This window comes from Sphingobacterium siyangense (assembly GCF_007830445.1).
GTDB classification, from domain to species: Bacteria; Bacteroidota; Bacteroidia; order Sphingobacteriales; family Sphingobacteriaceae; genus Sphingobacterium; species Sphingobacterium siyangense.
This window is the reverse complement of the sequence record NZ_VLKR01000001.1, coordinates 473,011-498,102: the sequence shown is the minus strand read 5'-3', so window position 1 is coordinate 498,102 and position 25,092 is coordinate 473,011. Positions and strand designations below refer to the sequence as shown.

The 25,092-nt window shown below is 35.3% G+C and carries 25 protein-coding genes; 16 read left to right on the top strand and 9 right to left on the bottom strand.

The genetic code is table 11. The features are described 5' to 3' along the window. Positions 1-266: 266 nt before the first annotated feature. Positions 267-398 (bottom strand): hypothetical protein, encoded by a 132-nt coding sequence (locus tag IQ31_RS28035; RefSeq protein WP_280176840.1) that lies wholly within the window; start codon positions 396-398, stop codon positions 267-269. An 84-nt stretch (positions 399-482) separates the two neighbouring features. On the opposite strand from IQ31_RS28035, the gene IQ31_RS02260 reads away from it, so the two are divergent. Both IQ31_RS02260 and IQ31_RS02255 read left to right on the top strand, forming a co-directional pair. Further along, the gene (locus IQ31_RS02260; RefSeq protein WP_145326996.1) at positions 483-950 is read left to right on the top strand and encodes a hypothetical protein; all 468 of its coding nucleotides are present in this window, start codon (positions 483-485) and stop codon (positions 948-950) included. Then, positions 947-1,171 (top strand): hypothetical protein, encoded by a 225-nt coding sequence (locus IQ31_RS02255; RefSeq protein WP_145326995.1) that lies wholly within the window; start codon positions 947-949, stop codon positions 1,169-1,171. Before IQ31_RS02260 ends, IQ31_RS02255 begins: the two co-directional genes overlap by 4 nt. A gap of 738 nt (positions 1,172-1,909) precedes the next feature. Here the strand turns inward: IQ31_RS02255 and IQ31_RS02250 are convergent. Further along, the gene (locus tag IQ31_RS02250; protein WP_145326994.1) at positions 1,910-2,629 is read right to left on the bottom strand and encodes a hypothetical protein; all 720 of its coding nucleotides are present in this window, start codon (positions 2,627-2,629) and stop codon (positions 1,910-1,912) included. Between the two features lie 104 nt (positions 2,630-2,733). Continuing rightward, positions 2,734-2,961 (bottom strand): hypothetical protein, encoded by a 228-nt coding sequence (locus IQ31_RS02245; RefSeq protein ID WP_145326993.1) that lies wholly within the window; start codon positions 2,959-2,961, stop codon positions 2,734-2,736. A 142-nt stretch (positions 2,962-3,103) separates the two neighbouring features. On the opposite strand from IQ31_RS02245, the gene IQ31_RS02240 reads away from it, so the two are divergent. Together IQ31_RS02240 and IQ31_RS28030 are read left to right on the top strand one after the other, a co-directional pair. Further along, a complete protein-coding gene (locus IQ31_RS02240; RefSeq protein ID WP_145326992.1) occupies positions 3,104-3,700 on the top strand; it encodes an SHOCT domain-containing protein in 597 nt (198 codons plus the stop codon). Between the two features lie 56 nt (positions 3,701-3,756). Next, positions 3,757-3,891 (top strand): hypothetical protein, encoded by a 135-nt coding sequence (locus IQ31_RS28030; protein ID WP_262886229.1) that lies wholly within the window; start codon positions 3,757-3,759, stop codon positions 3,889-3,891. Positions 3,892-3,977: 86 nt separating this feature from the next. On the opposite strand, the gene IQ31_RS02235 is transcribed toward IQ31_RS28030, so the two are convergent. From IQ31_RS02235 to IQ31_RS02220, 4 genes are all read right to left on the bottom strand, one after another. Next, complete coding sequence (locus IQ31_RS02235; protein ID WP_244294298.1) at positions 3,978-4,811, bottom strand: hypothetical protein; 834 nt, start codon at positions 4,809-4,811, stop codon at positions 3,978-3,980. 118 nt (positions 4,812-4,929) lie between these two features. Beyond that, a complete protein-coding gene (locus IQ31_RS02230) occupies positions 4,930-5,388 on the bottom strand; it encodes a hypothetical protein (RefSeq protein ID WP_208734085.1) in 459 nt (152 codons plus the stop codon). A gap of 13 nt (positions 5,389-5,401) precedes the next feature. After that, positions 5,402-5,719: a DUF3157 family protein gene (locus IQ31_RS02225; RefSeq protein ID WP_145326991.1), complete on the bottom strand. Its 318-nt coding sequence runs from the start codon at positions 5,717-5,719 to the stop codon at positions 5,402-5,404. Between the two features lie 108 nt (positions 5,720-5,827). Next, complete coding sequence (locus IQ31_RS02220; RefSeq protein ID WP_145326990.1) at positions 5,828-7,030, bottom strand: hypothetical protein; 1,203 nt, start codon at positions 7,028-7,030, stop codon at positions 5,828-5,830. 118 nt (positions 7,031-7,148) lie between these two features. On the opposite strand from IQ31_RS02220, the gene IQ31_RS02215 reads away from it, so the two are divergent. The 5 genes from IQ31_RS02215 (at position 7,149) to IQ31_RS02190 (ending at position 12,320) form a co-directional block, all read left to right on the top strand. Continuing rightward, entirely contained in the window at positions 7,149-8,039 is an 891-nt protein-coding gene (locus IQ31_RS02215; protein ID WP_145326989.1) for a sce7726 family protein, read from the top strand. 7 nt (positions 8,040-8,046) lie between these two features. Beyond that, positions 8,047-8,985 (top strand): sce7725 family protein, encoded by a 939-nt coding sequence (locus IQ31_RS02210; RefSeq protein ID WP_145326988.1) that lies wholly within the window; start codon positions 8,047-8,049, stop codon positions 8,983-8,985. Between the two features lie 10 nt (positions 8,986-8,995). Further along, a complete protein-coding gene (locus IQ31_RS02205; RefSeq protein ID WP_145326987.1) occupies positions 8,996-10,060 on the top strand; it encodes an RES family NAD+ phosphorylase in 1,065 nt (354 codons plus the stop codon). A gap of 874 nt (positions 10,061-10,934) precedes the next feature. Next, entirely contained in the window at positions 10,935-11,501 is a 567-nt protein-coding gene (locus IQ31_RS02195) for a Crp/Fnr family transcriptional regulator (RefSeq protein ID WP_145326986.1), read from the top strand. 78 nt (positions 11,502-11,579) lie between these two features. Next, complete coding sequence (locus IQ31_RS02190; RefSeq protein ID WP_145326985.1) at positions 11,580-12,320, top strand: SDR family NAD(P)-dependent oxidoreductase; 741 nt, start codon at positions 11,580-11,582, stop codon at positions 12,318-12,320. 6 nt (positions 12,321-12,326) lie between these two features. Here the strand turns inward: IQ31_RS02190 and IQ31_RS02185 are convergent, their stop codons facing one another. Further along, a complete protein-coding gene (locus IQ31_RS02185) occupies positions 12,327-12,593 on the bottom strand; it encodes a hypothetical protein (protein WP_145326984.1) in 267 nt (88 codons plus the stop codon). A 50-nt stretch (positions 12,594-12,643) separates the two neighbouring features. Here IQ31_RS02185 and IQ31_RS02180 point away from each other — a divergent pair, with 50 nt between their 5' ends. After that, complete coding sequence (locus IQ31_RS02180) at positions 12,644-12,922, top strand: transposase (RefSeq protein ID WP_145326983.1); 279 nt, start codon at positions 12,644-12,646, stop codon at positions 12,920-12,922. Between the two features lie 151 nt (positions 12,923-13,073). Here IQ31_RS02180 and IQ31_RS02175 read toward each other — a convergent pair whose 3' ends face one another. Continuing rightward, positions 13,074-14,696: an ISL3 family transposase gene (locus IQ31_RS02175; protein ID WP_145326982.1), complete on the bottom strand. Its 1,623-nt coding sequence runs from the start codon at positions 14,694-14,696 to the stop codon at positions 13,074-13,076. A gap of 69 nt (positions 14,697-14,765) precedes the next feature. On the opposite strand from IQ31_RS02175, the gene IQ31_RS02170 reads away from it, so the two are divergent. The 6 genes from IQ31_RS02170 (at position 14,766) to IQ31_RS02145 (ending at position 24,781) form a co-directional block, all read left to right on the top strand. Then, positions 14,766-15,233 (top strand): helix-turn-helix domain-containing protein, encoded by a 468-nt coding sequence (locus tag IQ31_RS02170; protein ID WP_070569990.1) that lies wholly within the window; start codon positions 14,766-14,768, stop codon positions 15,231-15,233. A gap of 191 nt (positions 15,234-15,424) precedes the next feature. Next, the gene (locus IQ31_RS02165) at positions 15,425-15,733 is read left to right on the top strand and encodes an integrase core domain-containing protein (protein ID WP_084405242.1); all 309 of its coding nucleotides are present in this window, start codon (positions 15,425-15,427) and stop codon (positions 15,731-15,733) included. A 226-nt stretch (positions 15,734-15,959) separates the two neighbouring features. Continuing rightward, complete coding sequence (locus IQ31_RS02160) at positions 15,960-19,094, top strand: helicase-related protein (RefSeq protein WP_145326980.1); 3,135 nt, start codon at positions 15,960-15,962, stop codon at positions 19,092-19,094. Continuing rightward, positions 19,094-19,849 (top strand): DUF4391 domain-containing protein, encoded by a 756-nt coding sequence (locus IQ31_RS02155; RefSeq protein WP_145326979.1) that lies wholly within the window; start codon positions 19,094-19,096, stop codon positions 19,847-19,849. Before IQ31_RS02160 ends, IQ31_RS02155 begins: the two co-directional genes overlap by 1 nt. A 1-nt stretch (position 19,850) precedes the next feature. After that, positions 19,851-21,776, top strand: coding sequence for a site-specific DNA-methyltransferase (locus IQ31_RS02150; RefSeq protein ID WP_145326978.1), 1,926 nt, complete (start codon positions 19,851-19,853; stop codon positions 21,774-21,776). Positions 21,777-21,784: 8 nt separating this feature from the next. After that, positions 21,785-24,781 carry a restriction endonuclease gene (locus tag IQ31_RS02145; protein WP_145326977.1) on the top strand — a complete coding sequence of 999 codons (2,997 nt, stop codon included), beginning with the start codon at positions 21,785-21,787 and terminating at the stop codon, positions 24,779-24,781. Positions 24,782-25,092 lie beyond the last annotated feature (311 nt).

The following is a 25,092-nucleotide window of genomic DNA, read 5'->3' as shown; positions in this document are numbered from 1 at the left end:
TCGGCAACTCCTTTTAGGGTTCGCACTCGAGGCTGAAAGCCTCTGAGAACGAACCCTAAAAGGAGTGATGTGACACAGTTCAGTTTACACTACCTACAATGACGATACAGATCAATTGTATCTCAAATCTATATTCGCTTTATTGTCTCAGTAAAACTGCTAACTAAATCTGTTACGATTTCCCGCAACCAATCCTACTTCCAAGCCAATACCTTAGCCTTAAAGTTTATAATAATCTTGAACGCTAATAGCTGTAAACAATTAATTCAGCATATAGATACCAATTCCAACTTTCCAATAGTAGCGAATGTTGTATCGGCACCACTGTCTTTAGCGATATAGGCGCAAGCTATGTCGATTTCTTTGGCGGTCGCTCTAACAGCTATGAGAGTCTTCATCCATCCAATGGCATATAAAAAATGGGAAACCCTAGATATCTTTGCTGTCTATAATATTACTAATATTATTAGTAATATTGTCGAATGAAACCGCTAGAAATCTTTTGCCGAAATCGGGTAATGTACGCCCATATTACCGTGCATGATAAAAGCATGGGCATGAAAGATTATCATCTTTACAACAAAAATGGTCTTGCTTTTTATGTTTTCAGGAAATCTCAGGGAGAGTGGCAATTGGCATACGGTGTACTTGCCGATGACATCAAGGAAGCGTGCATTGACGCCCTTATACTGCGCTTTGATACGGATGTGCCTGAGTTGTTTTATCATCATGGAAAACGCCAGGTAGTGGAAGTTCGGGCCAAGAAATACAGCCTTTGGCATATATACCTCAATAATGCTTATGTAGGAAGTATTCAATATGACACCTTCACTAAGCAGTTCAATTACCACCTTGAAGACAATGGCTTATTGACCGATGATCACGTGCAAAAGTATATAGCCATGATACAACGCGGGGAATTAAAGTGGATAAAGGAGGATATTAGATGAAAAAGAATATAAAGTTCAAATGTGACGTGTGTGGTCAAAAGCAAGTGGTTGAGGTTTCTGTTTTGCATGGCGGTGGAACCTTGCAAATTATGATTGATCGGTTTTTTATAATGAATGTAGATTTTCGCAATGGCTATTGGGTAATGCTATGTAATAATACGAGCTGGTTGACCACCGATGAACTTGTTATTATCCTTGATGAGTTGGGCTATGAGGAATAAAAAAACCTTGAGTCTGGGAGGATCTCAAGGCTTCCTAGTTACAACCTATTTTTGAAAAGTACTATTAATACAATATCGAATCCTGTTTGGTTTTAAAAAAATTATTTCTAGCTGTTGAGTAAGGCGTACTAGCTATCAAAAAGTTTTCTGTTACCGGATATTTGACTATAGATGATCTAAGCACCAAAAATATTTTACGTTGACAGATCAGGTGTGGATGATCATGGAAGAACTTTTGATAAAAGATGCTTGTCATTATCGAAGAGAGGGTTGATCTGGAGTGTAGGTGAAACTGATCATATATTTGATGAAGTGAAAATAGCCTTTTGGAATTAAATTAGTATTAGATAGGAATTTTGAACAACATTTTATAAGAAATGAACAACAATTATCTCAACTAATCTCATGATCTTTACGATAGATGAACGCCCAAAGCCGGCTAACATCTAGCCCAAGCGGACATCTAGCCAAAATTGCCTCCCTTAACGGTTATAAGGGAGGCTTTTTTTTAATTTTTACCTTCTTAAAACGGTCGAATAAATCAGCTACGGTTTCCCGTAACCAATCCTACTTTCAAACCCATATCTTAGCCTTACAGTTTGTGATAATCTTGAAAGTTAATATCTGTAAACATATTAATTCAGCATAAATAATGTATATTAGGCTTGGGTATTAACCTTGCCCGATTGAAAAGTACAATGCCATGATAGAACGTCGTACCTTGTTTAATATCTATTGTTAGTCTTTCGAATATTTTGGCATAGGCCAATTATATTCCAATCCTTCCAACGATATTGTTTTAAGTGTTTTCTGGTCTACTTTAAATTTTCTTTGAATCTCGGCCTTGAACTTTTTTGCCAGTTGATGCTGATAACTATAATTCTTCTCTGCGTTGCTAAAGCTCGTCAATGGATACTTTCTTTCGGCCTCTTGCATCGACCTGTCCTCTGCCTGGATAATCTCCTTAAATATCTCTTTTCGAATTTCAAGTGTAAGTGATTTGCGATAGGATGGTGCATTTTCCGGAGGAGGAATTTTAAAATGCTGTGCAGCTACGGTAGGTTCATCATCGTTTTTAGCCTTTGAAAGCCTTGCGACCCATTGTCCCATACCACTTTGACTGTGCTCTTCCGTTTGAAATAGAAATAGACTGACTGCATTTGGGCTTGCATCACTATTCTTTATAGAATCATAAAGATGGAGTAGAAGCTGTTTATTGTTTTCATCATTTAATCCATCGTCACCCTTTAATACGATGTCGGCTCTATATAAGGTTTTTGTCGGTGTTCTAGAAATGGTTGGTGGTGATACTGTGTATCCGCTTAGTTTAGTGGGGGCCGCTATACTTATTTCATCATTAGTTGTGTCTGTCAACTCAGTAGACTCAGTTGTTTCTGAATTTAGACAGCTAGCAAAAAGTATTGTTGCACTCAGGGATGTGAATAAAAATCTTATCATCGTAGTATTCTTTAATATGTGCTTTGGTTAAATTTCCTGTTTGCGATTTTAAACAAGCTAAGATTTCCTGTACTCTAAGCTATTTAAAGTTTAAATGAACTGTTTTAATAGGGGTGTTTTCCACCAAGCCATCTCATAAGTCCATCTCCGCCAAAAAGAAAAAATACAATTAAACCACCTATGATGATAAACATTAGCAAACATCCAAAAGTATTGGCTTCTAGTTTACTTCTTTCGTCGTCCGTCATATTTGCCACTCGACGGTAATGATCTTCCCTTAATTTGCGACGACCATATTTCGTATTCGGATTATAAGGTTTTCTTTGCGCCATGTTGTTGCAGTTGGTTCTAAGATTAAATAGAATCTACTAGCAAATCTCAGCTTTTCTTTTACTTTCTCCTTACGGGTTCCCGTATTATTTCATTTTAAACAAGCCTTAGTTTTGCTTCAAGTTATTATAAAGAACATAGACAATGGAAATATTTTTAGGATGGATTATCTTTTCGTTAGCAGTGGAAGCTATTGGTGTTAATAGAAATATAGGTTTTGCCGGAGCATTCTTTCTTTCATTATTCCTATCTCCGGTTATTGGACTCATTTTTACGCTGGTGTCTAAATCAGACGAGCAACTCAGATTTGAAACGGAATTGCTTTCACATGCAAAAAAGCAAACCGATGGCATCTTAAACGTTGGTCATAAATCATTTACAGATGAGTTATTTAAACTTAAGACATTGTTGGACTCCGGTCTGATTAGCAGAGAGGAGTTCGAGTCGGAAAAAGAGAATTTAAGACGAAATGCCCCTATTAAGAAAACGGTACTTGCCTTATATTGCTCGCAGACTCCAAGTATGTCAAGAACACTTATGGTAAGGGTGGGGGATATAGGAGGTTTCGTTACTTTACCTTGGAGTAAGAATGATGCAATAGATTTCAATGTACAGACAGATGACGTGAAAGTGGTGATTAGTCCTAAATCAGTATTCGCAAGCGAAAAGACCGTATATCTTAAAACTATCAAAGATGAAGCTGCTTATTACGATATTTTTGAAGTCTATAGCAGGTCATAGACTATTAGAAATATGCGGCTATTAATAAACATACTTTATAAATAAATTTCAAAATTATGGCACTAAAACCAGGACCAAAAAGAATTGCCGAATCGACAGGCAAACCAGACAGACGCCAAAGAGACAACAAAGAAACTCCAGGCAATACGCCTTCTTTACCTCCTCCAAAAAGACAACAAGGGAAGAAGTAGTATTTTTTCATAATACACAATGCAAAGTTATTTGCATTGTGTATTTAAATATTGTAAGGATCTTAACGCCTACTGAAATGAAAGCTCTATAATCGTTGATGAGAGGTGTATGGATCTTCGGAGAAATGTTTTGTTATATCCAAAAATACTTCTCGATCGGCAATGGAGAATAAGAGCATTTCGGTAAAAAAAAGTTGGTCGCATTTCTCCTTTTGTCCAACCCAAAGTCTTTTTGCTATCTCTTTAATGAGGAAATTGAGTGTTTGGTATGCTCGTTCTTTACTGATATATAACTCGCCGTCTATTTTGCTAATATACTTTTTGTTGCTTAGCGATATTTTGTCTGGAGCAACATATTTATGTACATATTTTAGTCGGATAAGCGTATCCATATTGAAAGCGGACATTTTAGAATTGCGGCCTTCTGGGATTGGAAAAAATTTATGACCCGCATTTTGAGAGAGCAATATCCAATTTAGGGAGTAAGCAACACGAGAATCATAAATAATGCATTCTTCGGGGAACATATATGCGGCAACTTTTGAGATACTCGCAATACGGTCAAATTTGGCTACTCGATTTTTGAGAAATTCCTGTAATAATAGTTTGGTACTTTCTTCATTTGCGGCTTTAATTCCACCCCATTCTTTAATAATCCACATTGTCAACTTTTCAAACAATATGGTGTCATTGGTATGAGCATCAATTAAATGCGGGCGCAAGATAGCTTTTAGTGTTATTTCTTTTTCATAGAAACTTTTACTATTTAGTTCATCTACCATTTCTTGCGTCAGTATTTGCAGAGGAATTAGTGCTGTTAGATTTGCATTCCAGTTGTAAAGTTCATTTAAATGGCCACACAAAGGCTTTAAATAATTAACAATCTTATCGATATCAAAATTGGTCATGTTATGCTGCATATAACGTTAATATTTTAGTAGATTTCGAAAATAAAGTATTGACAGATATTCATGTTACGGAATACCGTAAAGCGACATTATTCTATTTCTTCATCAGGCTGTACTTCATCTTCAATATCTATTTCTTGTTCTTCATTAAGGTCTCAGATATCGAGCTATCCGTGAACTGGCAATTTTTACCTAAAATAGTTACATTATACTCATAGCCTTTATCGCTTGTAAACGAACAGGTGCCACTAGAAATGTCTTCCGATATAAAATGAGACTCGTCCAGCCAACCACCATTTGGCCAATGTATAATAACTAAGTTGTCACTTTCCACCTCAATATTTAAGGTATATGTACTATTAGTTCCTGTATTTGGATTATAGTATTCTACGGATGCACAGTACATTCCGTCCTTGTATTCATATCCGTCATCATCTTTCTCGACCTCGAGGATGTTCTGCTGTTCAGACTTTTCATAAAAAGAATTTGGGTTATCGTCGTTAGAGTCGACGTAGTATCTTTTATTTACGTCCGATTTACAGGATATAAATAAATATATGCATATGATGAGAATAGCCCTAATAGTCATCTTGTTTGCCTAATCAATTACACATGCTTCTGTCGACATAAGTCTTGTTGCCATTGGAGTTGATATAATAACAGCCTCCACGAGGGCCGCGGATATAATTTCTGGAAGAAGAACTACTTTTAGAAGTATTTGTTCTGCGCGAGGAAGGGGAGGAGCTCGTACTTTTAAATTGATTAATATTTGATGATGTAGATTTGTCTTTTACATATTCCCAGGTTCCGTCGCTTTTTAATAATACCGTCTTTCCATCCGTCGTTGTCGCATATTTGTTTTGCGCACTTAGAGATAACGTCAGGATTGATAATATAGCGAATAGTATTTTTTTCATCATGTTGGTATATAAAACTGAGCTAAATGCTTCAACAGGTTTATACTGAGGACTTATAAGATTAAAATAGTAAATAGCAATTAGCCAAACCAATAACAATCCTACGAGTTCCTAAAGCATTGAATTTAATTTATCATTGTCCCACTCAAAGAAGAAATCGCTACCATTAATTTCAACTTTCATCAAAAATGAGTTAATGTCTAATCTAAACGGAATATTACAATAACCACTATATTCACTGTTTGGGAATATTGTGTTCATCTTTATATAGCCATTTTGAATAGACGTAAGCCGATCAACCTGTTTTGCTTTCAAACTTTCTAAGTTTTGGCGGGCGTATTGAGCGGCTATATAAGCGTTACCACCATTAAATACTGTCGAATTTGATTTTGTATTTATGGAACCTGTTATGGACGTAGAATTAGTCCCAGTGTACATATTATTCCCGAAAAATCCATAATTAAGGGAGCGACCATTAGCAGTTACATATGTGTTCGAGTTAGAAGATATAAAAGAATATCCAGCTGCAACAGCTGCAAGCCCCTCAGATAGTCCATTCCAAAACATCTCACTCTTTTGGATTTTCTTGACCATAGATAGGTATTTTTTATAGTCAAAAATTGGAGCAGTAAAGAATTTGGATTTCACTTCATATTGAGCATATATTTTGGATGGATCTACCAAGATATCTTTCTTGTTGTAATTTTGCACAAAAATCTGTGGCTGAAAAAATTTCCCATAGTTTTCTTCAATGGCCAATTTAATCGCGATAATCATTCCTTTGTATGCATACCGTAGTACCGGGGAGCCTTCATTGTAGAAGATGTAAAATTCTCTCGAAGGTGTTTTACTGATGAATGCATCAACATTTAAAAACTCTGTTGATTGTGAACTATCAACCTTTAAATGAGGAAGGTTGAATTTCTTAATCGTTGCGCTTTGGACAGAAAAGGCATCGTTAACATTATCTATTTTTTCAAATTCAAGTGAAAAATTTAACTTTTCACCAGAATCGTTAAATAAATGTTTCTTTTCATCCAGCGGGAGATTATAGCTGTTCAATAATTTTTTTGCCTTTCCGTTGGAAATAAGTTGTATATCCTCAGATCCATTTAATTCTAGAGATGTAATGCTTGTGTATGAAAAATGTACGACAGTACTATAATCGTATTGATCAATTTGTTCAATGACTAATTCGGGGTAATTGCTATTGTCATAATCGATTTTATTATACTGTGCCATCGCAGGAAAATAGCTTGATAGGCCAATCCCTAACAATAGCATGCTTCTTAAACATACTCTTCTGAATTTCATTTTTTTTCTAAGGTTAATATTAAAAACAAAGGTAGCGAAAAATCCTTTTTACTTCTTCAAATAATAAATCACCACATATCATTTTCGTTAAGTCGCGATAAGTTTTTAAATTTGCTATATGCAATCCGATCTCACATACGACAAAGCGAACTTGCGAGAATTGGCTTCTTTGGTGTCTCATGCGTCATTTAAGAAGCTTTCAAGCAGTACCAATCAGTCTTCTTATATCAGGAAGATGAAAAAGTATGTGGGGTGGAATGAGATGGTTGGAAATAAACCCAACCAATTAGGGGATTTAATCGCACATTCTTATCATATCCTTGAACAAAATTATAGGCACGAATATATCTACAAGAATAAGTTGCTCAATGAGTATGTCTTGAAAAACTATTCCTTGGATGACACAATTCTACTCAATGAGTTTCGTGTTGGTCAGTCCATTGCTGATACGGTGCTTGTCAACGGAATAAATAAGGTTTTTGAAATAAAGACCGAGCTGGATTCCCCCGAACGCTTAGAAAGCCAATTGAACGATTATTACCGAGCTTTTACCGAGGTTTACCTATTTACGCACGTTTCCTTGCTAAACAAATATCTTCGGATACTTCCTGCTTACGTAGGCGTATTGATTTATACAGAAGAGGGAGAGGTTTCTGAATATCGTGCTGCTGTCAAATACACAGCTTCTCTTGATGCCAGCTATATGATGTCGTCCTTGCGAAAACCTGAATATAGCCGGCTTATAAAAGAACTGGTAGGGTTTTTACCTGACGTCACACCAGTATTTTATTATCGGGCATGTCTGGAAATATTAGCGGAGCTACCAGTTGAAGAAGTCCAAGCAATGTATTGCCATATCCTAAAAAGTCGTATTGATCTACAAACCAATTTATACTTGACTCTTGGCGATGTACCTTCATTTGTAAACTTCTCTTTTTATCAGGCGAAATACGATAAAAAGTCGTATCTTACTATGATTAATAATCTAAGTAAGAACCTATTATTATAAAGCGCTTATGTATTTCCCTTATCTCCGAGGTAAGCAATTTGAGTTAATTGCATTACGTGAACTTGTAGGGCTTCCATTAAACCCAGAGAAGATCATTCCTATTATTGAAGCTGTAAAGAAGAATACCTCATCGCTAAGGACAGCACTTAAAGCTTTAAGCGGGGCTAATATCCGTGTACAGTTGGTGGTAAATACTGAGCATGGAGAATTAAAAGGTGACAGTGAATCCATTTTTACTTTAATTGAAGAACTAAAAGATCTAGGCGTCACATCCATTATACCGACCTATTTAATTAAGACGGATCACGATAGTGCTTTTCCACAAGAAAGCATTATGCAAAGAGGCTTTTCCGATAACGGTTATGCATTGGTTCATCTTAATAAAACGAATGATATTCAATCTTTAAGCGATTTTACAAAGAATACGGCCTGCCTTTTTAATACCATTCATATAAACAATCTTTTTGGTCTTAAGCGGAAGTATGATAACAGAGCGTTATTAAGTGATAATTTCAATAAACTTACAAAGAATACGGATTATATTGCGATAAAAGAAGAAGTATTTTCAACTGATTACCTTTACTATCCCGATGAGGGATGCATTGCTTTTTCAGATTACCTATCCATCGGAAGCGCTTACAGTGAGGGCGGAGGTCCTGCTTATGCTGTCGCCATACATCTAACCTTTAAATTGGATGGAGACGAGGATATCCGTATCGCACACTTTGTTTCTAAATCAAATGATGATGCATCCGATCCAGCAAGGAAATATTTTGAAGCCTTAGAGGACTTAATACAATTTGTTGATGAAAAGAAAATACCCGAAACAATAGCATTAAAAGAGTTTCATAGACATTACCAGCAGCAATCTTTTTCGGGACTGGGTGTTGTAAAAAAGCTTTCCATCATGCACCACATCGAATTGATCCAAGGCTTAATCTCCTAATCTCAAAGCTATGAATTGTTGTGTAAACTGTTTCGCAGACCAAGGGTTGCGGGATAGGATAGAAGCGGAATCCAATGGAAAGGGACTTTGTGATTTTTGTGAGAGTAAAAATGTTTTTGTGATAGCCTGTGAGGAACTATCTGATATCTTTGATGCACTTTTCGAACTTTATATCAATCATCCAACGGCTGCATTATCTCTCAAGGATGACAAACCGGTTTCAATGCATGAACATTTAATATGTTATTGGCCAAAGTTGTTCGATAGCTCCAAATTAAAATCCAAAGATGTCAAACAATTGCTGAATCAGATTGGTCGAGGTTGGGTTGGATTTAAGGATTCATTATTTGAGGAACCAGTAGAGTTGCAGATCTATCTTAATGGTGAGGCGGCGGACGATTCCCATCGTATGCAATGGGAGAAATTTGCATCCGAGATAAAAGAGGAGAATCGTTTTTTTATTGCTAATACCTTAGATTTTGAGTTGCTGGAGTCTACCTTTAGCAGATTTGCGAAAACCTATCCTGTTGGAACGGATTTTTATAGAGCGCGGATCAGCGATCGCCCACTTGAAGTCCATGAGCTGGGTAAACCACCCAAGCTGTATACAACACCAGGCAGAGCCAATCCAGTTGGTATACCGTATCTATATATTTCTGAAAGTGAAGAGACGACCTTTTATGAAACACGGGTTTCTTTGCACGAGTCCATTAGCATCGGTCGTTTTACGTTAAAGGCTCCATTACAGATCATTTCATTAAAAAATATTGAAGATTACGGGCCATTTGAAATTCAGGATCGTGGGTTTGATATTGAGGAATTTATGTTGGTTCGATCTTATTTATTAAAACTTGAAGAAGAACTTTCAAAACCAGTTCGGAAGCAAGATGTTAATCTCGATTACTTGCCTACCCAATATCTTTGTGGGTATATTAAGTCATTAGGGTTTCATGCGGTAGAATATCGAAGTGCGATGAAAATGGGGGGATATAATTTGGCTGTCTTTAACGATACTGACTTAATTTGTACTGAAGTGAAACATCATCATGTAAAAGGCTTAAAATATGATTGGTAACTTAAGTATGTCCAATTTTTTTACATAGATTTTATAAGGCTAGAATTTCCCGTAACCAACCCTACATCCAAACCAATACCTTAGCTTTAAAGTTTATAAAAATCTTGAAAATTAATAGTTGTAAACATATTTATTAAGCATACTAATACCAATTCCAACATTCCAATAGCTGCCAATGTTGCCATCGGCACCATTGTCTTAAGCGATATAGGAGCGAGCTATGTCGATTTCTTTGGCGGTCGCTCTACCAGCAATGAGAGGCTTCATCCATCCAATTGCATATAAAAAATCGAAAATCATGAATATCTTTACTGTATATAATATATGCTAACTTTATTAGTGATATTGTAAAATGAAACCGTTAGAGATCTTTTGCCGAAATCGGGTAATGTACGCTCAAATTACCGTGCATGATAAAAGCATGGGCATGAAAGATTATCATCTTTACAACAAAAATGGTCTTGCTTTTTATGTTTTCAGGAAATCTCAGGGAGAATGGCAATTGGCATTCGGTGTACTCGCCGATGACATCAAGTAAGCGTGTATTGACGCCCGTGCAGCCGATATTGTAAAAAACTGGCTCAGGACAAGATACGCACTTGAATTTTTGAGTACTTGGGAACAAATCAATAATGCCCATTTTAAAGTGGTGGAATCTGACCACTTTAAAATGCAATCAGGTTTACCCAATTTTGTATTGAGTGCTTCTGAATGGTATGAGATCGATGCAGTGGGAAACAAGTGCAGTAGATATAAGATATGCAAATCCAGATGATGCTAAACGATTTAACGAATCCAGCGCTCAATTTTAGCCCTTATATAATTTTTATCAATTGGTAAATTGTTTAAGCTATTTTAATTTTAACTTGCAATCATGGAAGAAATGATCGAATATTTTCTGCAATTTGGCGATCTTAACAAACAGCAGATTGAGTTGATTTTAAGTAAAGCAAAATTGCTCAATTTAAAGAAAGAGGATTACTTTTCTGAAGCTCAGAAAATTCCAAAGCAGGTTGGATTTGTCATTGAAGGTGTAATCCGTGGTTGTTATTATAATAACAGAGGCGACGAAATTACCCGTTGTTTTATCAGTGAAAACAGCCTGGTATGCGACTACGTAAACTTTGAGGCAAATGCTACATCTTCTGAATACTTGCAGGCCATAACAGACTGTAGCCTTGCTATATTTTCCAAAAAAGATTGGGAAGATCTCTCAAATATTATCGTTGGCTGGGATTCAATTAAAAATAAAATGGTCCAGCTTTGTATGTACCAAAAATCAAGAAAAGGCCCTGTGATTTCACAAGACGCAACTACAAGATACTTAGAGTTTATGGAAAACTATCCTTCACTAGTCAATCGCATACCACTGTCTTTTATTGCTTCCTATTTAGGTGTAACTCAACAGTCACTTAGCAGAATTCGCAAAAATATCCGATAAATTTACTTTTTACCATTTGGTAAATAGCCCTACTTTCTAATCTTCGAATTTTGTATGGAAATTAAAACATACAAAAAAATGAAGACAGTATTAATTACAGGAGCGAACAAAGGAATTGGATTTGAAACAGCAAGGCAGCTGCTACAAAAAGGATTTTTCGTATTCATAGGTAGCCGTGATTTAGAAAATGGATTGAAAGCTGTAAATAAATTAAATACAGAAGGTCTGACTCATTCACACGCCATACAGCTTGATGTAACCGATCCCAAATCTATAAAACAAGCGCGCGAGGAAATGGGTAAAAAAACGGAGTCCCTTGACATCCTTATTAACAATGCAGGTATTAATGGCGGTAATCCTCCATACACAACACTTGAAGCCACAAATGAGGAATATCTCAATGCACTTAAAACAAATGTAATTGGTGTAGCCGATGTGACAAAGACATTCCTTGATCTACTTAGAGGATCCGAACAACCTAGAATTGTTAACGTGAGTACAAGTGTAGGCTCCCTTGCTTTACAGAGTGATCCAAAATGGCCTGCCTACAGCTACGCAAAATATGGTGTTTATGCAGTATCTAAAGCTGCTTTGAATATGTACACTGTACAATTAGCATACGAATTACGTGACACAAATTTTAAGGTCAATGCAGTTTGTCCTGGATTGACGAAAACCGATTTTACATTTTTTAATGGTGGAGAAGTAAGTGTTGCAGCTAACAGAGTCATCAAGTATGCGCTGATAAATCAAGACGGACCCACAGGCGGATTTTTTAGTGAAGAGACCAACCCATCAACAGATATAATTCCTTGGTAAGGTATATCAATGAAGGAGGTCTGTTAATTGAGCAGTCCTCCTTAATTGATCCAATAATATTTCAGCTTGTTGGGTAATATATGCGGAGGGGCTAAATCGGACGACCTGAACAAGACCGGAGTGTTTGTTCCTCCGTAAACAAACGGACAGAAAAGGAGTTTCTTTGAGACTTACCCTTTCCTTACCAGTAATCAGATAAGGTATTTCTTCTTTACGGAGAAAGGAGAGATATTCGGCAGAGGCGCTATGGCTTGTAAGATGAATAATTATCATACTACCCAAATACTGGACAACTGCATAAATGTTTAAATTAGCAGTTGAAAATGAAAAAAGAACGCAGGAAATTCAGTGCAAGCTTTAAGGCTAAGGTAGCCATAGAAGCGATCAAAGAGCAGCAGACCATCCAAGAGCTGGCGGTTAAATACGAGTTGCACCCAACCCAGATCAACACCTGGAAACGAGAGTTTCTGGATAATGCGGAATCTGTTTTTACTACAGATAAATCCCCTTCAAAAGACGATTCCAAGGAGAAGGAACTATATTCCAAGATTGGGGAGTTACAGATACAGGTGGATTTCTTAAAAAAAGTATTGGGCAAATGAGCTTGGAAGAGAAACGCGGGCTTGTTTGCCCGTCCTATAAGAAAATGAGCGTTTACAGACAGTGCAAGGTTATGGAGTTACCCCGTGCATATTCCGCACCATATTACACCACTATTCCGCACCAAAATGGTTCTTCGTCAATTTTGGTGAATTATGCTGATTTTGCAAGTATCATTTTCCTCAACAGCTGAAATCCTGCCCTTCCGTACATTTTTCTTTTTATATTTTTTATTCGATTCACTTGTCCCTCAACCTGGCCGTTACTTACTGTTCTTACTACTGCATTATTCACTGCTTCATAGTCCCTTAAAAGGTTTTTAGCGAAATTTTTAAGCCCGCACTCTGATGTTGATGCCTCCTGAATCCATTTTTGTAACATTCCGTCTTTCTTGATAAGAAACAATTGTTTAAAGTCCTTTATCAACTGCTCCAGTTGTTTTATTTGAGGAAGCTTTTCAAATAATAATTCTAAAAATTCTTTATCATCTTCCTTAAGGTGTTTTGACTCCCTATAGAGCATTAAGGATAATTTGGTTGGCGACCAAGTTTTTGCTACCACCACCTGCGCCTTATATTTCATTCTACTAAGCCCCGGCATATTATAAACTTCATTCATCTTGTGGCAAAACTGGGTATACTTACCATTGAATCCCATCTGAACAATAGTGTTATGTAGTTCTCTGTATGTTTTTCCGTGGTTCTCTTCGCTCAAAAGATAATTAATGAAGGATTCCAGGTTGGTGGAGTTTCTGGACTGTCTTTTCTCAAGTTTTTCCACGGATACATACCTTGCGACTGTTTTTCGATCCAGGTTTGTAATTCTGGCAATTTGTCTCAGCGTAATACCATTGGCATATAGCTCTTTAACCTTGTCGAATAGATATTGTTTATGTGCACCAATGTTTGCTGTAGAAATCGTTGCTAGAACTTCTAAATTTGCTTCAACAGGCCCGGTAACTTCCGTTAATGTAGGTTCTTTCCTTTTGGGATCATTATAAAGCTTAAATATTTCCTTCAATTCTTTTGCTTTTGATTGTAAGACTTTTTTAGCTGCTTCCCCTAAGTTCATAATTAGGTGAAAGCGGTCGGCTACCTGAATGGCATCAGGGGCCCCTGTTTTTATACCCAAAGCATATGGGCCATAGCGATCTCTGGATACTACTTTTATTTCTGGATGATTCTTCAGCCACTCTGCCAGCGTATCCGATTCACGATCCGGAAGTAAATCTATCACTTCTTTCCGTTCTAAATCCACAATAACGGTTCCGTAGGTACTTCCTTTTTTGAATGCCCAATCATCTACGCCAATTACCCCAGATGTCAAAGCCTTAGGTTGTATATCTACTCCCTGAATCACTCTTAACATAGTGGAGGAGCTAACCGGCAGTCCAACATAGCGACTAATTGCTGAACCTCTATTTCCTCCCAATTCAAGCCCCATTTTAAAAAGAAGTTCATTTGAACGAATCATTCTTCTATAATATGGCCTGATTTCACAATCGAAGCGTTCAGTAAAAACCTTTCGATGACAGACTGAATTATCACAAAAATACTTCCTAGCCCTGAGCTTGATTTTTACTAAATATCCGGAAACAGGAAGGTCTAAAAGAGTTCGGAAATATCTACTATGAACCCTATCACTCGTAATGCCACAAATAGGGCATGTTGAGTGTTTTTGATAAGCGTACGTACTAATATAAAGCTCTCCTAGAGAGGTGTACGTTGTTTCAGCTTTTAACTGTAAATTGGGAGGAAGTACAAATTCTGGAATCATAACTAAAAGTATAATATTAAATTACACATAATAATTTATATATTTGTTGTTTAGAAAAAATAAATTACAGTGGGAAAATCAGTCTTACAAATTCAGCGATCAGACGCAACAGAGATAAAGAAATTATTAAATACAAATGATGCTTATACCGTTGGTATAAGGCTATACATGGTATATCTTGTTGCATTAGGCTATTCGAGCAGACGGTTGTCTGAACTACATAATATCAGCTTCAAGCAGATAACAAATTGGGTTCATAGATTTGAAAAAGAAGGTATTGAAGGATTAAAAGATAAGAAAGGGCGCGGTAGACGGAGCAATTTATCAAACGAACAACTCGAAAGAATCAAAAACTTGGTCATAAACGAAAAACCCTCGGATCATGGATATCAATCAGTAAAGTGGACAGGCCCTCTTTTGGCTCAATGGATTGATAAAGAATATGGCTTAGCATATCAAAAGGCACAAGTCTATAACTTGCTCGAAAAGGTTGGAATTGTGTTTGAAAAGAAAAAAGGTTTAGTTTATAAAGTGTAATTATTTAACGTACTTTCACCAAAATTGACGAAGAACCACCAAAATACACCAGTAATTCCGCTGCAAAATACACCACTTTGGTATAGAGTTCTAGCAGCCTAATTATAAGTTGAAGGTCTAAATTATTATCAGATAATGGATCGTGCTACATATCTAAGGAACTTGGAAAATACCTGACCGAAGAACTGGAAATGAAACAGGTGCATGGTAGACCAGCACATCCACAGACTCAAGGAAAAATTGAAAGATATCACAGGACAATGAAGAATGTGGTTAAATTGAATAATTATTATTCACCAGAAGAGTTAAAAGAAGCGCTAGAAGAGTTTGTAAATAGATATAATAACGAACGCTATCATGAGTCTTTAAAAAACCTGACCCCGGCTGACGTATATTATGGTCGTGGAGACCTCATATTAAAACAACGAGAAAGCCTAAAAAAACTGGCCATAAATAACAGAAAAACAGAATATTTAAAACAAAAACTAATAGATTTATAAAAAGAAAACACTCCTTAGTCATTTGTCCCAATTAGTTGGAATACATACAGTAATGGCATAATTTATTATTCTTAATCTTATACGAAATAATAATCATTTTTATATATTGCTTACTACTATTACGGTTTGCCGTAGTGTAATTAATCGTTTATTATTTATTTTTATTAAGCAATATGCATTAATATCATTATTTTAGAGAAGAATAAAATTATTAGCCAATAACCAGATGATTATAAATAATCAAGATTATTATCTTTTTAATGAAATACTTTCAAAAGTAAACTCGAACTCCGAAATTTTAATCTGTTCGAATAACTTCACATTTAATGCAATATTTGGTTTGTTGAATCAAATTAATGGGGGACAACGTGTACGGCTTATTATAAACACGATTGATATTGAGGAGGAAAAGGCTTTATTTATTCATAATCCCTTAGAAGTGCGGACAGATGCTGGATTAAATGGGTATTATAGATTAAATACAGTTTTGAAAGAAATTCAGACAAATGTGGAGATTAGAAAAACTAATGTATCAGGTATCTCTTATATTGTCATTGATCAGCATGTTTTTATGTTTGCTCCTCATGCATTTGATGAGGCTACTTTAGGCATTATAAAAGATGGACGTCCATATTTATTTCCATATATTTTGGATGAACAATTTTCTTACAAACAGATATTTAATAATCTATGGAATGTTGCAGTAGATTGTAAAGAAGAGCTATTGTACTTATACGATCAGGCTAATCCCTTAAAACCAGCTCATGATATTTATCAATATACTATTTCTAAGATTTTTCAAGATAGAGATGAATCTGATTTAAAGGAAGAGAGATTGACTAGGACGGGATTCAAAAGTTCTGTGATTTGGTCTAAGTTATTTAATTTTCAGAAGGATGCTGTTTTAGGAGCTATTGATAAAATTGAGAAATATAATGGTTGTATCATAGCCGATTCGGTTGGGCTAGGTAAAACTTTCGAAGCATTGGCCGTTATAAAATATTATGAACTTCGTAATGATCGAGTTTTAGTTTTGGCGCCGAAAAAGCTAAGAGATAATTGGATCACTTATACCAAAAACTACACAACTAATATTTTAGAAAAGGATCGTTTTAATTACGATGTGCTGAACCATACTGATTTAGGTAGAGATGGAGGAATGTCGGGTGATATTGATTTGGATAAAGTGCATTGGGGAAATTATGATTTAGTAGTGATTGATGAATCCCACAACTTTAGAAATAATAATCCTTCTAAAGATCATATAACGCGTTATGAGCGTTTGATGAACCAGATTATCTGTGCAGGTGTAAAAACGAAAGTTCTTTTGCTATCAGCAACTCCTGTGAATACTCGATTAAATGATTTGAAAAATCAAGTAGCGTTTATCACGGAATCTAACGATCAAGCATTGAAAGAGGAAGGAATTGCGAGTATCGAACTTACTTTGAGACAAGCACAAACTAAATTTAATAATTGGCTTAAGGATAGTAATCCTTCTCGTGATGGCCTGATTAATAGATTGGATGGGGATTATTTCAAATTGTTAGATTTGTTAACGATTTCTCGATCTAGAAAACATATTGAAAAGTATTACGATGTATCGGATATAGGCAAATTTCCTGAACGATTGAAACCTAAATCAATGTATAGTGAGTTCGATACGCAGGACAAAGATTTTTCAATTACTTATCTCAACGAACAATTGCAATTATTGAATTTGCAATTCTATTCACCATTATTTTTTGTACATAAGCATTTGCAACCGAAATATGCAGAAAAGTACGACACGATAACTAAAAATGGCACAAAATTTAGTCAGCTTGAACGTGAAGAAAGTATCATAACGCTAATGCGTGTCAATCTTTTGAAACGTTTAGAATCATCTATACATTCCTTTTGTCTAACCTTGAATTCCGTTTTGAATCGAATCAATTTTTTAATTGACAAAATTGATAATCACAAAGAGTTCTTGGATGATGTAGATATTATGGATCTGGATTTTGATGATGAAGAATTGCGCGATTCGGTTATAGGGGGGAAGGTTAAGGTTTTGCTTCAGGATATTGATCAAGTTAAGATGAAAGGTTATCTGGAAGCTGATAAATCAATTATAGAAAAACTTTTAGGTCGTTGTGAGGAAATTACCGTAAATCGGGATCAGAAACTAAAGGATCTAATTCAATTAATTGAAGAAAAAATCCAAAATCCGCTGAATAGTTATAACAAAAAAGTTATTGTGTTCAGTGCTTTTGCAGACACAGTCCGATACTTATATGATCATTTTGCTCCTTATTTTCAAAATAAGCATCAGTTGAATGCAGCGATGGTTGTTGGTGGTGATGCTAACAAAACCAATTTAATTGATTGTAAAACAGACCTACAGTCAATTTTGACTAATTTTTCACCTTTATCTAAATCGCGTGATTCGGTAATGCCAAATCAAAAGGGGAATATAGATCTGTTGTTTTGTACAGATTGTATTTCCGAAGGTCAAAATTTACAAGACTGCGATTACTTAGTAAACTATGATATACATTGGAACCCTGTGCGTATTATTCAACGTTTTGGGCGTATAGATCGTATCGGATCTCAAAATAAATATATACAGCTTGTCAATTTCTACCCGACTCGAGAACTCGACCAATACATCGATTTAGTAAAGCGTGTAAAAGGAAGAATGCAAATCTTGGATATTTCTGCAACTGGTGATGATAACGTCATTGATGAACGATCAGGACATCAAAAAGAGCTCGAATATCGTAAAAAACAATTGGAGCGTATGCGTGAATCAGTGGTTGATTTGGAAGACCTAGAAGGTGGGATTAGTATTACGGATTTGACTTTTAATGATTTCAAAATAGATGCTGAACGTATTTCAGCAGCAGATAATTTGCGTTATGAGAATTTTGCTGGTGCATCTTTTTCTTTAGTTCGCAATAATATTGTAGATCAAGAGGCTGGTGTATTATTCTGTGTTAAGGATTTGAATAGCACAAATTTTGATGAGAAGTTGAAATTAAATTTATTACATCCATATGCATTGGTTTATATCAGTAAGGCTGGCGATATCTTAGTTCCTACTCGTATGGGCAAGAGAGCGTTGGATTTGTTCAAAAAACTAGCCTTCGGAAAGGAAACTTTAGATGCTGAATTGCTTAAAGATTTTAATATCAGTACCAAATCTGGACGTTATATGTCCGAATATACTGAATTATTAGATTTAGTAAAGTCTCATCTTTCGGGTGAAGAGAAAGAAGCACAGATATCTTCAATTTTTAATTCAAATGCTGTTTTCTCTGGTAAAGTCTCAAACAACAGCCAATACCAAGTCTTAAGTTATTTAATCGTTTCTGCATAATGAATTGGGAGGATATAATTGGATTCCCAACTGGGGTATTAGTCAATGCTATGATAAAGAAAGTAGAATTAAAAAAACATCGTGACTTAAACACGTCGGAGCTTAGATTGGTAGATTCGGCTGATATTCAGCAAATACAATTGCTCGCAAGTATCAACAAACCTATGGCTAATATAGAGCCCTATAGAGACGAATTGGAGGATTATACACAGTTATACTTTATACGTGTACTTATTAGTACCGAGAGGTACAATATCTTGTATAAGTCTATAGGTAAACTGATACACCAACTCCTACCTCATCACTGCATAGTGATTACACAATCTGATGACCATAAGGTCAATCACTTATCTTTGGCTTCTAAGCGTTTACATAAGCAGTTGGCTGAGCAGCGTGTATTGGAGGAAGTATACCTTTCGGAATGTATAGGTAGTGATTCTCCCAAAGAGTTTTTAGATGCTTTAACGTATGGACAGGCACCTAAACAAAATTTGAAGGTCTTCTACACGTACTATATTCAAGTATTGAAAAACTATGCTTTGGTGACATGGACAGGCGAATATATACAACGTCCTGACTATGTAACGGATGAATATCTAGCGATAGCGCAACAAATAAAAGTAGCCGAAGAGCAAATAGAAAGCTACAGCAAAACATTAAAATTGACAACCCAAATGAGCGAAAAAGTGGCTTTAAATACCGATATTCACGCATTGAAACAAGAAGTACAGTTACTAAAAGAGAAAATAAAATAACATGGAGAAAATCAACGCTTTAGGTTCTGAGGATATCGTAGCTAATAATATAGAAAAACTCAAAGAACTATTCCCAAATATTTTTTCGGAAGGTAAGCTAGTGGTAGAAGAATTACAGGCTTTGCTGGGCGACTATGTGGAGAAGAACAAAGAATTCTACCAAATGACTTGGGCTGGAAAAACCCAAGCAAAAAAGGAAGCGAACAAAATATCTACAGGTACGCTTCGTCCTAATAAGGCTGATAGTAAAGACTGGGATACGACAGGAAATATATTTATCGAAGGTGATAATTTAGAGGTATTAAAGCTGCTGCAGAAAACCTATAGCAACAAAATCAAGATGATCTATATCGATCCTCCATACAATACAGGTAAAGATTTTGTTTATAAAGATAATTATAAGGACAACTTATCCAATTATTTAGAGATAACAGGCCAAACTGATGAGGAAGGTAAAAAGTTATCTACCAATACCGACTCGGACGGACGTTACCACTCGAATTGGTTGAATATGATGTATCCACGTCTTAAGCTTGCTCGTAATTTAATGACGGATGATGGGGTTATTTTTATCTCAATAGATGATAATGAACAAGCCAACCTAAAAAGGCTTTGTGATGAAATTTTTGGGGAAGAGAATTTTGCAGGAATTTTTGTTTGGCAAGCTAGACAATCAATTCAAAATGATACGGATTTAAGTAATAGTCATGAATACATTATTTCCTATTCTAAAAATCGGCGTAAAGAAAACAGACGATTAAAAGAGTCAAATTTGGAAAACTGGTATAATGAGAAAAGTTTTGCTTTTTATCCAAAGCCTTTAGATATAGAAAAATTCTCTAACCCAGATAATGATGTAAGAGGAGTTTGGAAAGCAGATCCTTTTGATGCTCCGAATCTGAGGCCCAATTTGACCTATAAAATTACTAACCCAAATACACATGAATCTTTTATGCCTCCGATAGGTAGATGCTGGAGAACCACTGAAATTGAATATAATAAGTTGTTTGCAGACAATAGAATAATTTTTGGTAAAAATGGGACATCAAAACCACAATTAAAAGTTTTTTATGAGGAAAAGAAACATTTAGGATCTACAATTGATACATGGTTAGATGGTCAAAAATATGGAACAGCAACTAAAGGGACTAAATTACTTCAAAAAATATTTAATGGAAAAAGTCCATTTGATACTGTAAAACCAATTGAGTTAATATCTAATTTAGCTGCTTTTTCTACAAGAAAAAGTGACTATGTATTAGACTTCTTTGCAGGATCAGGAACAACTGCACACGCTGTAATGGCTTTAAATGCTGAAGATTGTGGGAATAGAAAATGTATTTCTGTACAATTACCTGAACCTATTAATGTAAAATCAGAAACTTCAAATGGTACTTATAAAAATATAGCCGATATTACAAAAGAACGTATTCGTCGAGCAGGTGAATTAGTCAAACAAGAGAATAAAGATAAAGAAGAAATAGAAAAATTAGATGTTGGTTTTCGTGCCTTTAAGTTAGATTCATCCAATATTGAAGCTTGGGATACTACAGTAGATCAGTTTGAGAATCAATTGGATTTATTCACAGAAAATAATGGGGATAGTATAAAAACAGATCGTACGGAAGAAGATGTATTGTTTGAGATCTTACTCAAATATGGCCTAGATTTAACCTTACCTATTCAAGAGAAACATGTAGATGGTTGTAGGGTTTATAATATAGGTTTTGGTGCTATGTATATCTGCTTGAGTGATCGTATCAACATTTCAGTAGCTGTGGCTATGGGCGAGTGGCACAAAGATTCTTCAGATACAAAACCGTCTGTTATATTTAAGGATTCTGGATTCAATGGTGATGATGCAATCAAGACTAATACGGTCCAAACGCTACGTCAGGCAGGAATCGAAAATGTGAAATCGATATAATTATGGCTATGAAAATACAATTTGAAGGTAATTTGAGTTACCAACAAGATGCTATTGAGGCTGTAATTGATATCTTCAAAGGACAGGAGAAATTAGAATCTAATTTTACAGTCTTAGCACCGACAGATCAATCTATTGACTATGCTGCAGATTTGGGATATGCCAATAAATTGAACCTATTACATAGACAATTGGTTGAAAATACACAAGCTATCCAATTGCGTAATGGTTTACGTATTTCTACACCTCAGGATGTCGATAAGAATGATTTGCATTTTTCCATAGAGATGGAAACGGGTACGGGAAAAACCTATGTGTTTACACGATCTATTTTTGAAATGCACAAAAGATATGGATTTAAAAAATTCATTATTGTTGTTCCTTCTCTATCCATACGGGAGGGTATTAATAAATCATTAGAGTTGACAGATGAGCACTTCAAGCAAGTGTTTGAAAATGTGCCGTATAAATATTTTATTTATGATAGTGCAAACTTGAGTCAGGTTCGTGATTTTGCGATTTCTGATAAGGTTCGTATTATGATTATCAATATCCAAGCTTTTTCACAAGATATGGATAGCGAGAAGGCAACAAAGCGTATTTTATTGGATTATTACGATAAATTAGGTGCTATACCAATTAATTTATTGCAAGAAACAAATCCAGTGGTTATTGTTGATGAACCACAAAGTACAATAAGTTCTCCTTTACAGAAGAAATCAATAAAAAACTTAAATCCTTTAGCGGTTTTTCGTTTTTCAGCAACACACAAAGAAAAGATTAACCTATTATACAAATTTGATGCAATAGATGCCTATAATGATAATAAAGTAAAGAAGATTGAAGTAGCCTCTATTACTACTAAAAATGAAGTGAGTGATGGTGCTTTTATTCAGTGTATTAGCATTTCAAACAAAAGTGGAATTAAAGCTAAGGTTACTATTGATATTAAAGGAAAAAACGGTAAAGTTTCGAGAGCGAATAAAGATGTCAAACTAGGAGATGATCTTTATGAGATATCTAAACTGGATCAATATTTTGGTTACATCATCAATGAAATCAATGTCGAATTAGATTATATTTCATTTGTGAATGGTAAGTTGACTCAAACAGGTCAAACACTTGGTGGGGTAGATGATAAAGAAATTAAACGCAAACTCATTGCAAAGACAATTGAAGAGCATTTGGATAAAGAAGTAAAGTTAAATCCAAGGGGAATTAAAGTCTTGAGTTTGTTTTTTATTGATACAGTAGCGAAATATCGTCTCTATGATGATGAAGGAAATCCTACTAATGGCGATTATGCACAAATATTCGAAGAAGAATATGCACGTATAATACAACATCCTAAATACAAGTTGTCACTATTCAAAGAAGTGAAAGATGTAAATATTGATGTTACTGAAGTGCATAAGGGTTATTTTTCTAGAGATAAAAGATCAAAAAAGTCGAATGCTAAAGAGAAGTTTGAAGCTTTCAAAGATACTTCAGGATCAGTCAAAGCTGACGAGGATACGTATCAATTGATTATGAAAGATAAAGAACGTTTGTTGAGCTTTGATTCACCTGTACGTTTTATTTTCTCTCATACAGCACTTAAAGAGGGTTGGGATAATCCGAATGTGTTTCAAATTTGCTTGTTGAAGGAAATGGGTGCTTCTGAAATTCGTCGTCGTCAAGAGATTGGACGAGGTTTACGTATTCCTGTGGATCAATCAGGAAACCGAGTCTATGATGAAAATGTAACTATCCTTACCACGATTGTGAATGAAAGTTTTACAGAATTTGTGGAAGGCTATCAAAAAGAACTGACAGAAGATACAGGGATAAAATTTGGTTATTTAGCGCTAGAGTCATTTAATACTATTGTGAATGGTTTTGACGAAGAAGATGAGCCTATTTATTTAGGACAAGATGAGTCTAATAAGCTATATAAACATTTTATAGAATTAGGATATATCGATGCGAAGGGAAAGATTCAAGATCTTTTAAAACAAGCTATCAAGGATGGAGTAGTCGATTTAGGGCAGGAGTTTAGTGATGACGTTACTAAACAAATTATTAATAGGATTAAAGAAGTTGCGGGTAATCTTGATATTAAGAATAATCAGGATAAGGTTCATATTAAACTTAATAAGCAAGTATATTTATCTGATGAATTTAAGGCACTTTGGGACTCTATTAAATACAAAACAGTATATAAAGTTGAGTTTGATTCGAATGAATTAATCAATAAATGTATTGAATCATTAAATAATAACCTCCGTAATCAACAGGCTAAAATTGAACATACAAAAGCAAAATTGGCGGTTAACCAAGGCGGTATTAAGGCAGATGGTCAAGTCAAAAACTATGTTGAACATCTTAATGTTCAAGTGAATCATTTACCAGATATTATTACTTATCTGCAAAATGAAACGGATCTTACACGTAAATCAATTGTAAGGTTGCTTAAAGGATTAGAACCTCGTGTAATTAACTATTTTAAGTCTAATCCTCAGGCATTTATTGAGAGCTGTATTGAAGTGATTAATCTACAGAAGCGATTGTTTATAGTAGATGGTATTAAGTACGAAAAGATTGGTGATAAAGAGTTCTACGATCAAAAAAAGATTGAAGAAGAGGATTTAGTAGGTTATTTGAGCAAACATTTGGTAGCTTCTAGTAAGTCTGCCTACGAGCATACGTTGTGTGATTCGGATGTTGAGGTGAATTTAGCTCAAGAATTTGAAGCGAGTGATAACATATCACTTTATACAAAGCTACCAAGCTGGTTTAAAGTGCCGACTCCATTAGGAACATACAATCCTGATTGGGCGATTCTATATAATCAAGGTAATGAAGAGCAATTGTACTTCGTTACTGAATCTAAAGGCACTGTTTTCGATGAACATTTGAGACCTATAGAAAAGGGGAAAATTCACTGTGGCAAAGAACATTTTAAATCTATCGGCAGCCGTATGATCGTTGCTCATACGATAGATGATGTATATAGCCAGGTATGATATTATAAAAAATTATGGATAGGGCGCTGAATAGTACGTTTTTTGATTTTCTGCCTAGATTGAGAGTTTACTCAAAACGTCTAGGGTTGGTGTATTTCAATCATCAAAGAACTTAGTGAGATAAAGTCACAGCCTATAGCTATTATTGCTACCAGCTGGGCTATCAATATCACTTCTTTGATAAACGTGAGTCTTTCTGATGATGTGTTCATTCTCTGTAAAGATAAGCAAATAATTACGTCCCAAATTGAGGAGTGGCAAAACGAACAGCCTCTGTTTGTCTAGTCGAAATATGCATGTACTATTTTTAG

Bases quoted from the DNA above. Each gene is read 5' to 3' on its own strand.
- IQ31_RS02185 (WP_145326984.1), bottom strand. From the start codon at position 12,593: ATGATAATTATTCATCTTACAAGCCATAGCGCCTCTGCCGAATATCTC.
- IQ31_RS02190 (WP_145326985.1), top strand. From the start codon at position 11,580: ATGAAGACAGTATTAATTACAGGAGCGAACAAAGGAATTGGATTTGAA.
- IQ31_RS02195 (WP_145326986.1), top strand. From the start codon at position 10,935: ATGGAAGAAATGATCGAATATTTTCTGCAATTTGGCGATCTTAACAAA.
- IQ31_RS28035 (WP_280176840.1), bottom strand. From the start codon at position 398: ATGAAGACTCTCATAGCTGTTAGAGCGACCGCCAAAGAAATCGACATA.
- IQ31_RS02225 (WP_145326991.1), bottom strand. From the start codon at position 5,719: ATGATGAAAAAAATACTATTCGCTATATTATCAATCCTGACGTTATCT.
- IQ31_RS02210 (WP_145326988.1), top strand. From the start codon at position 8,047: ATGTATTTCCCTTATCTCCGAGGTAAGCAATTTGAGTTAATTGCATTA.
- IQ31_RS02230 (WP_208734085.1), bottom strand. From the start codon at position 5,388: ATGACTATTAGGGCTATTCTCATCATATGCATATATTTATTTATATCC.
- IQ31_RS02215 (WP_145326989.1), top strand. From the start codon at position 7,149: ATGCAATCCGATCTCACATACGACAAAGCGAACTTGCGAGAATTGGCT.
- IQ31_RS02155 (WP_145326979.1), top strand. From the start codon at position 19,094: ATGAATTGGGAGGATATAATTGGATTCCCAACTGGGGTATTAGTCAAT.
- IQ31_RS02240 (WP_145326992.1), top strand. From the start codon at position 3,104: ATGGAAATATTTTTAGGATGGATTATCTTTTCGTTAGCAGTGGAAGCT.
- IQ31_RS02235 (WP_244294298.1), bottom strand. From the start codon at position 4,811: ATGCAGCATAACATGACCAATTTTGATATCGATAAGATTGTTAATTAT.
- IQ31_RS02165 (WP_084405242.1), top strand. From the start codon at position 15,425: ATGAAACAGGTGCATGGTAGACCAGCACATCCACAGACTCAAGGAAAA.
- IQ31_RS02245 (WP_145326993.1), bottom strand. From the start codon at position 2,961: ATGGCGCAAAGAAAACCTTATAATCCGAATACGAAATATGGTCGTCGC.
- IQ31_RS02260 (WP_145326996.1), top strand. From the start codon at position 483: ATGAAACCGCTAGAAATCTTTTGCCGAAATCGGGTAATGTACGCCCAT.
- IQ31_RS02180 (WP_145326983.1), top strand. From the start codon at position 12,644: ATGAAAAAAGAACGCAGGAAATTCAGTGCAAGCTTTAAGGCTAAGGTA.
- IQ31_RS28030 (WP_262886229.1), top strand. From the start codon at position 3,757: ATGGCACTAAAACCAGGACCAAAAAGAATTGCCGAATCGACAGGCAAA.
- IQ31_RS02220 (WP_145326990.1), bottom strand. From the start codon at position 7,030: ATGAAATTCAGAAGAGTATGTTTAAGAAGCATGCTATTGTTAGGGATT.
- IQ31_RS02175 (WP_145326982.1), bottom strand. From the start codon at position 14,696: ATGATTCCAGAATTTGTACTTCCTCCCAATTTACAGTTAAAAGCTGAA.
- IQ31_RS02160 (WP_145326980.1), top strand. From the start codon at position 15,960: ATGATTATAAATAATCAAGATTATTATCTTTTTAATGAAATACTTTCA.
- IQ31_RS02205 (WP_145326987.1), top strand. From the start codon at position 8,996: ATGAATTGTTGTGTAAACTGTTTCGCAGACCAAGGGTTGCGGGATAGG.
- IQ31_RS02145 (WP_145326977.1), top strand. From the start codon at position 21,785: ATGAAAATACAATTTGAAGGTAATTTGAGTTACCAACAAGATGCTATT.
- IQ31_RS02150 (WP_145326978.1), top strand. From the start codon at position 19,851: ATGGAGAAAATCAACGCTTTAGGTTCTGAGGATATCGTAGCTAATAAT.
- IQ31_RS02250 (WP_145326994.1), bottom strand. From the start codon at position 2,629: ATGATAAGATTTTTATTCACATCCCTGAGTGCAACAATACTTTTTGCT.
- IQ31_RS02255 (WP_145326995.1), top strand. From the start codon at position 947: ATGAAAAAGAATATAAAGTTCAAATGTGACGTGTGTGGTCAAAAGCAA.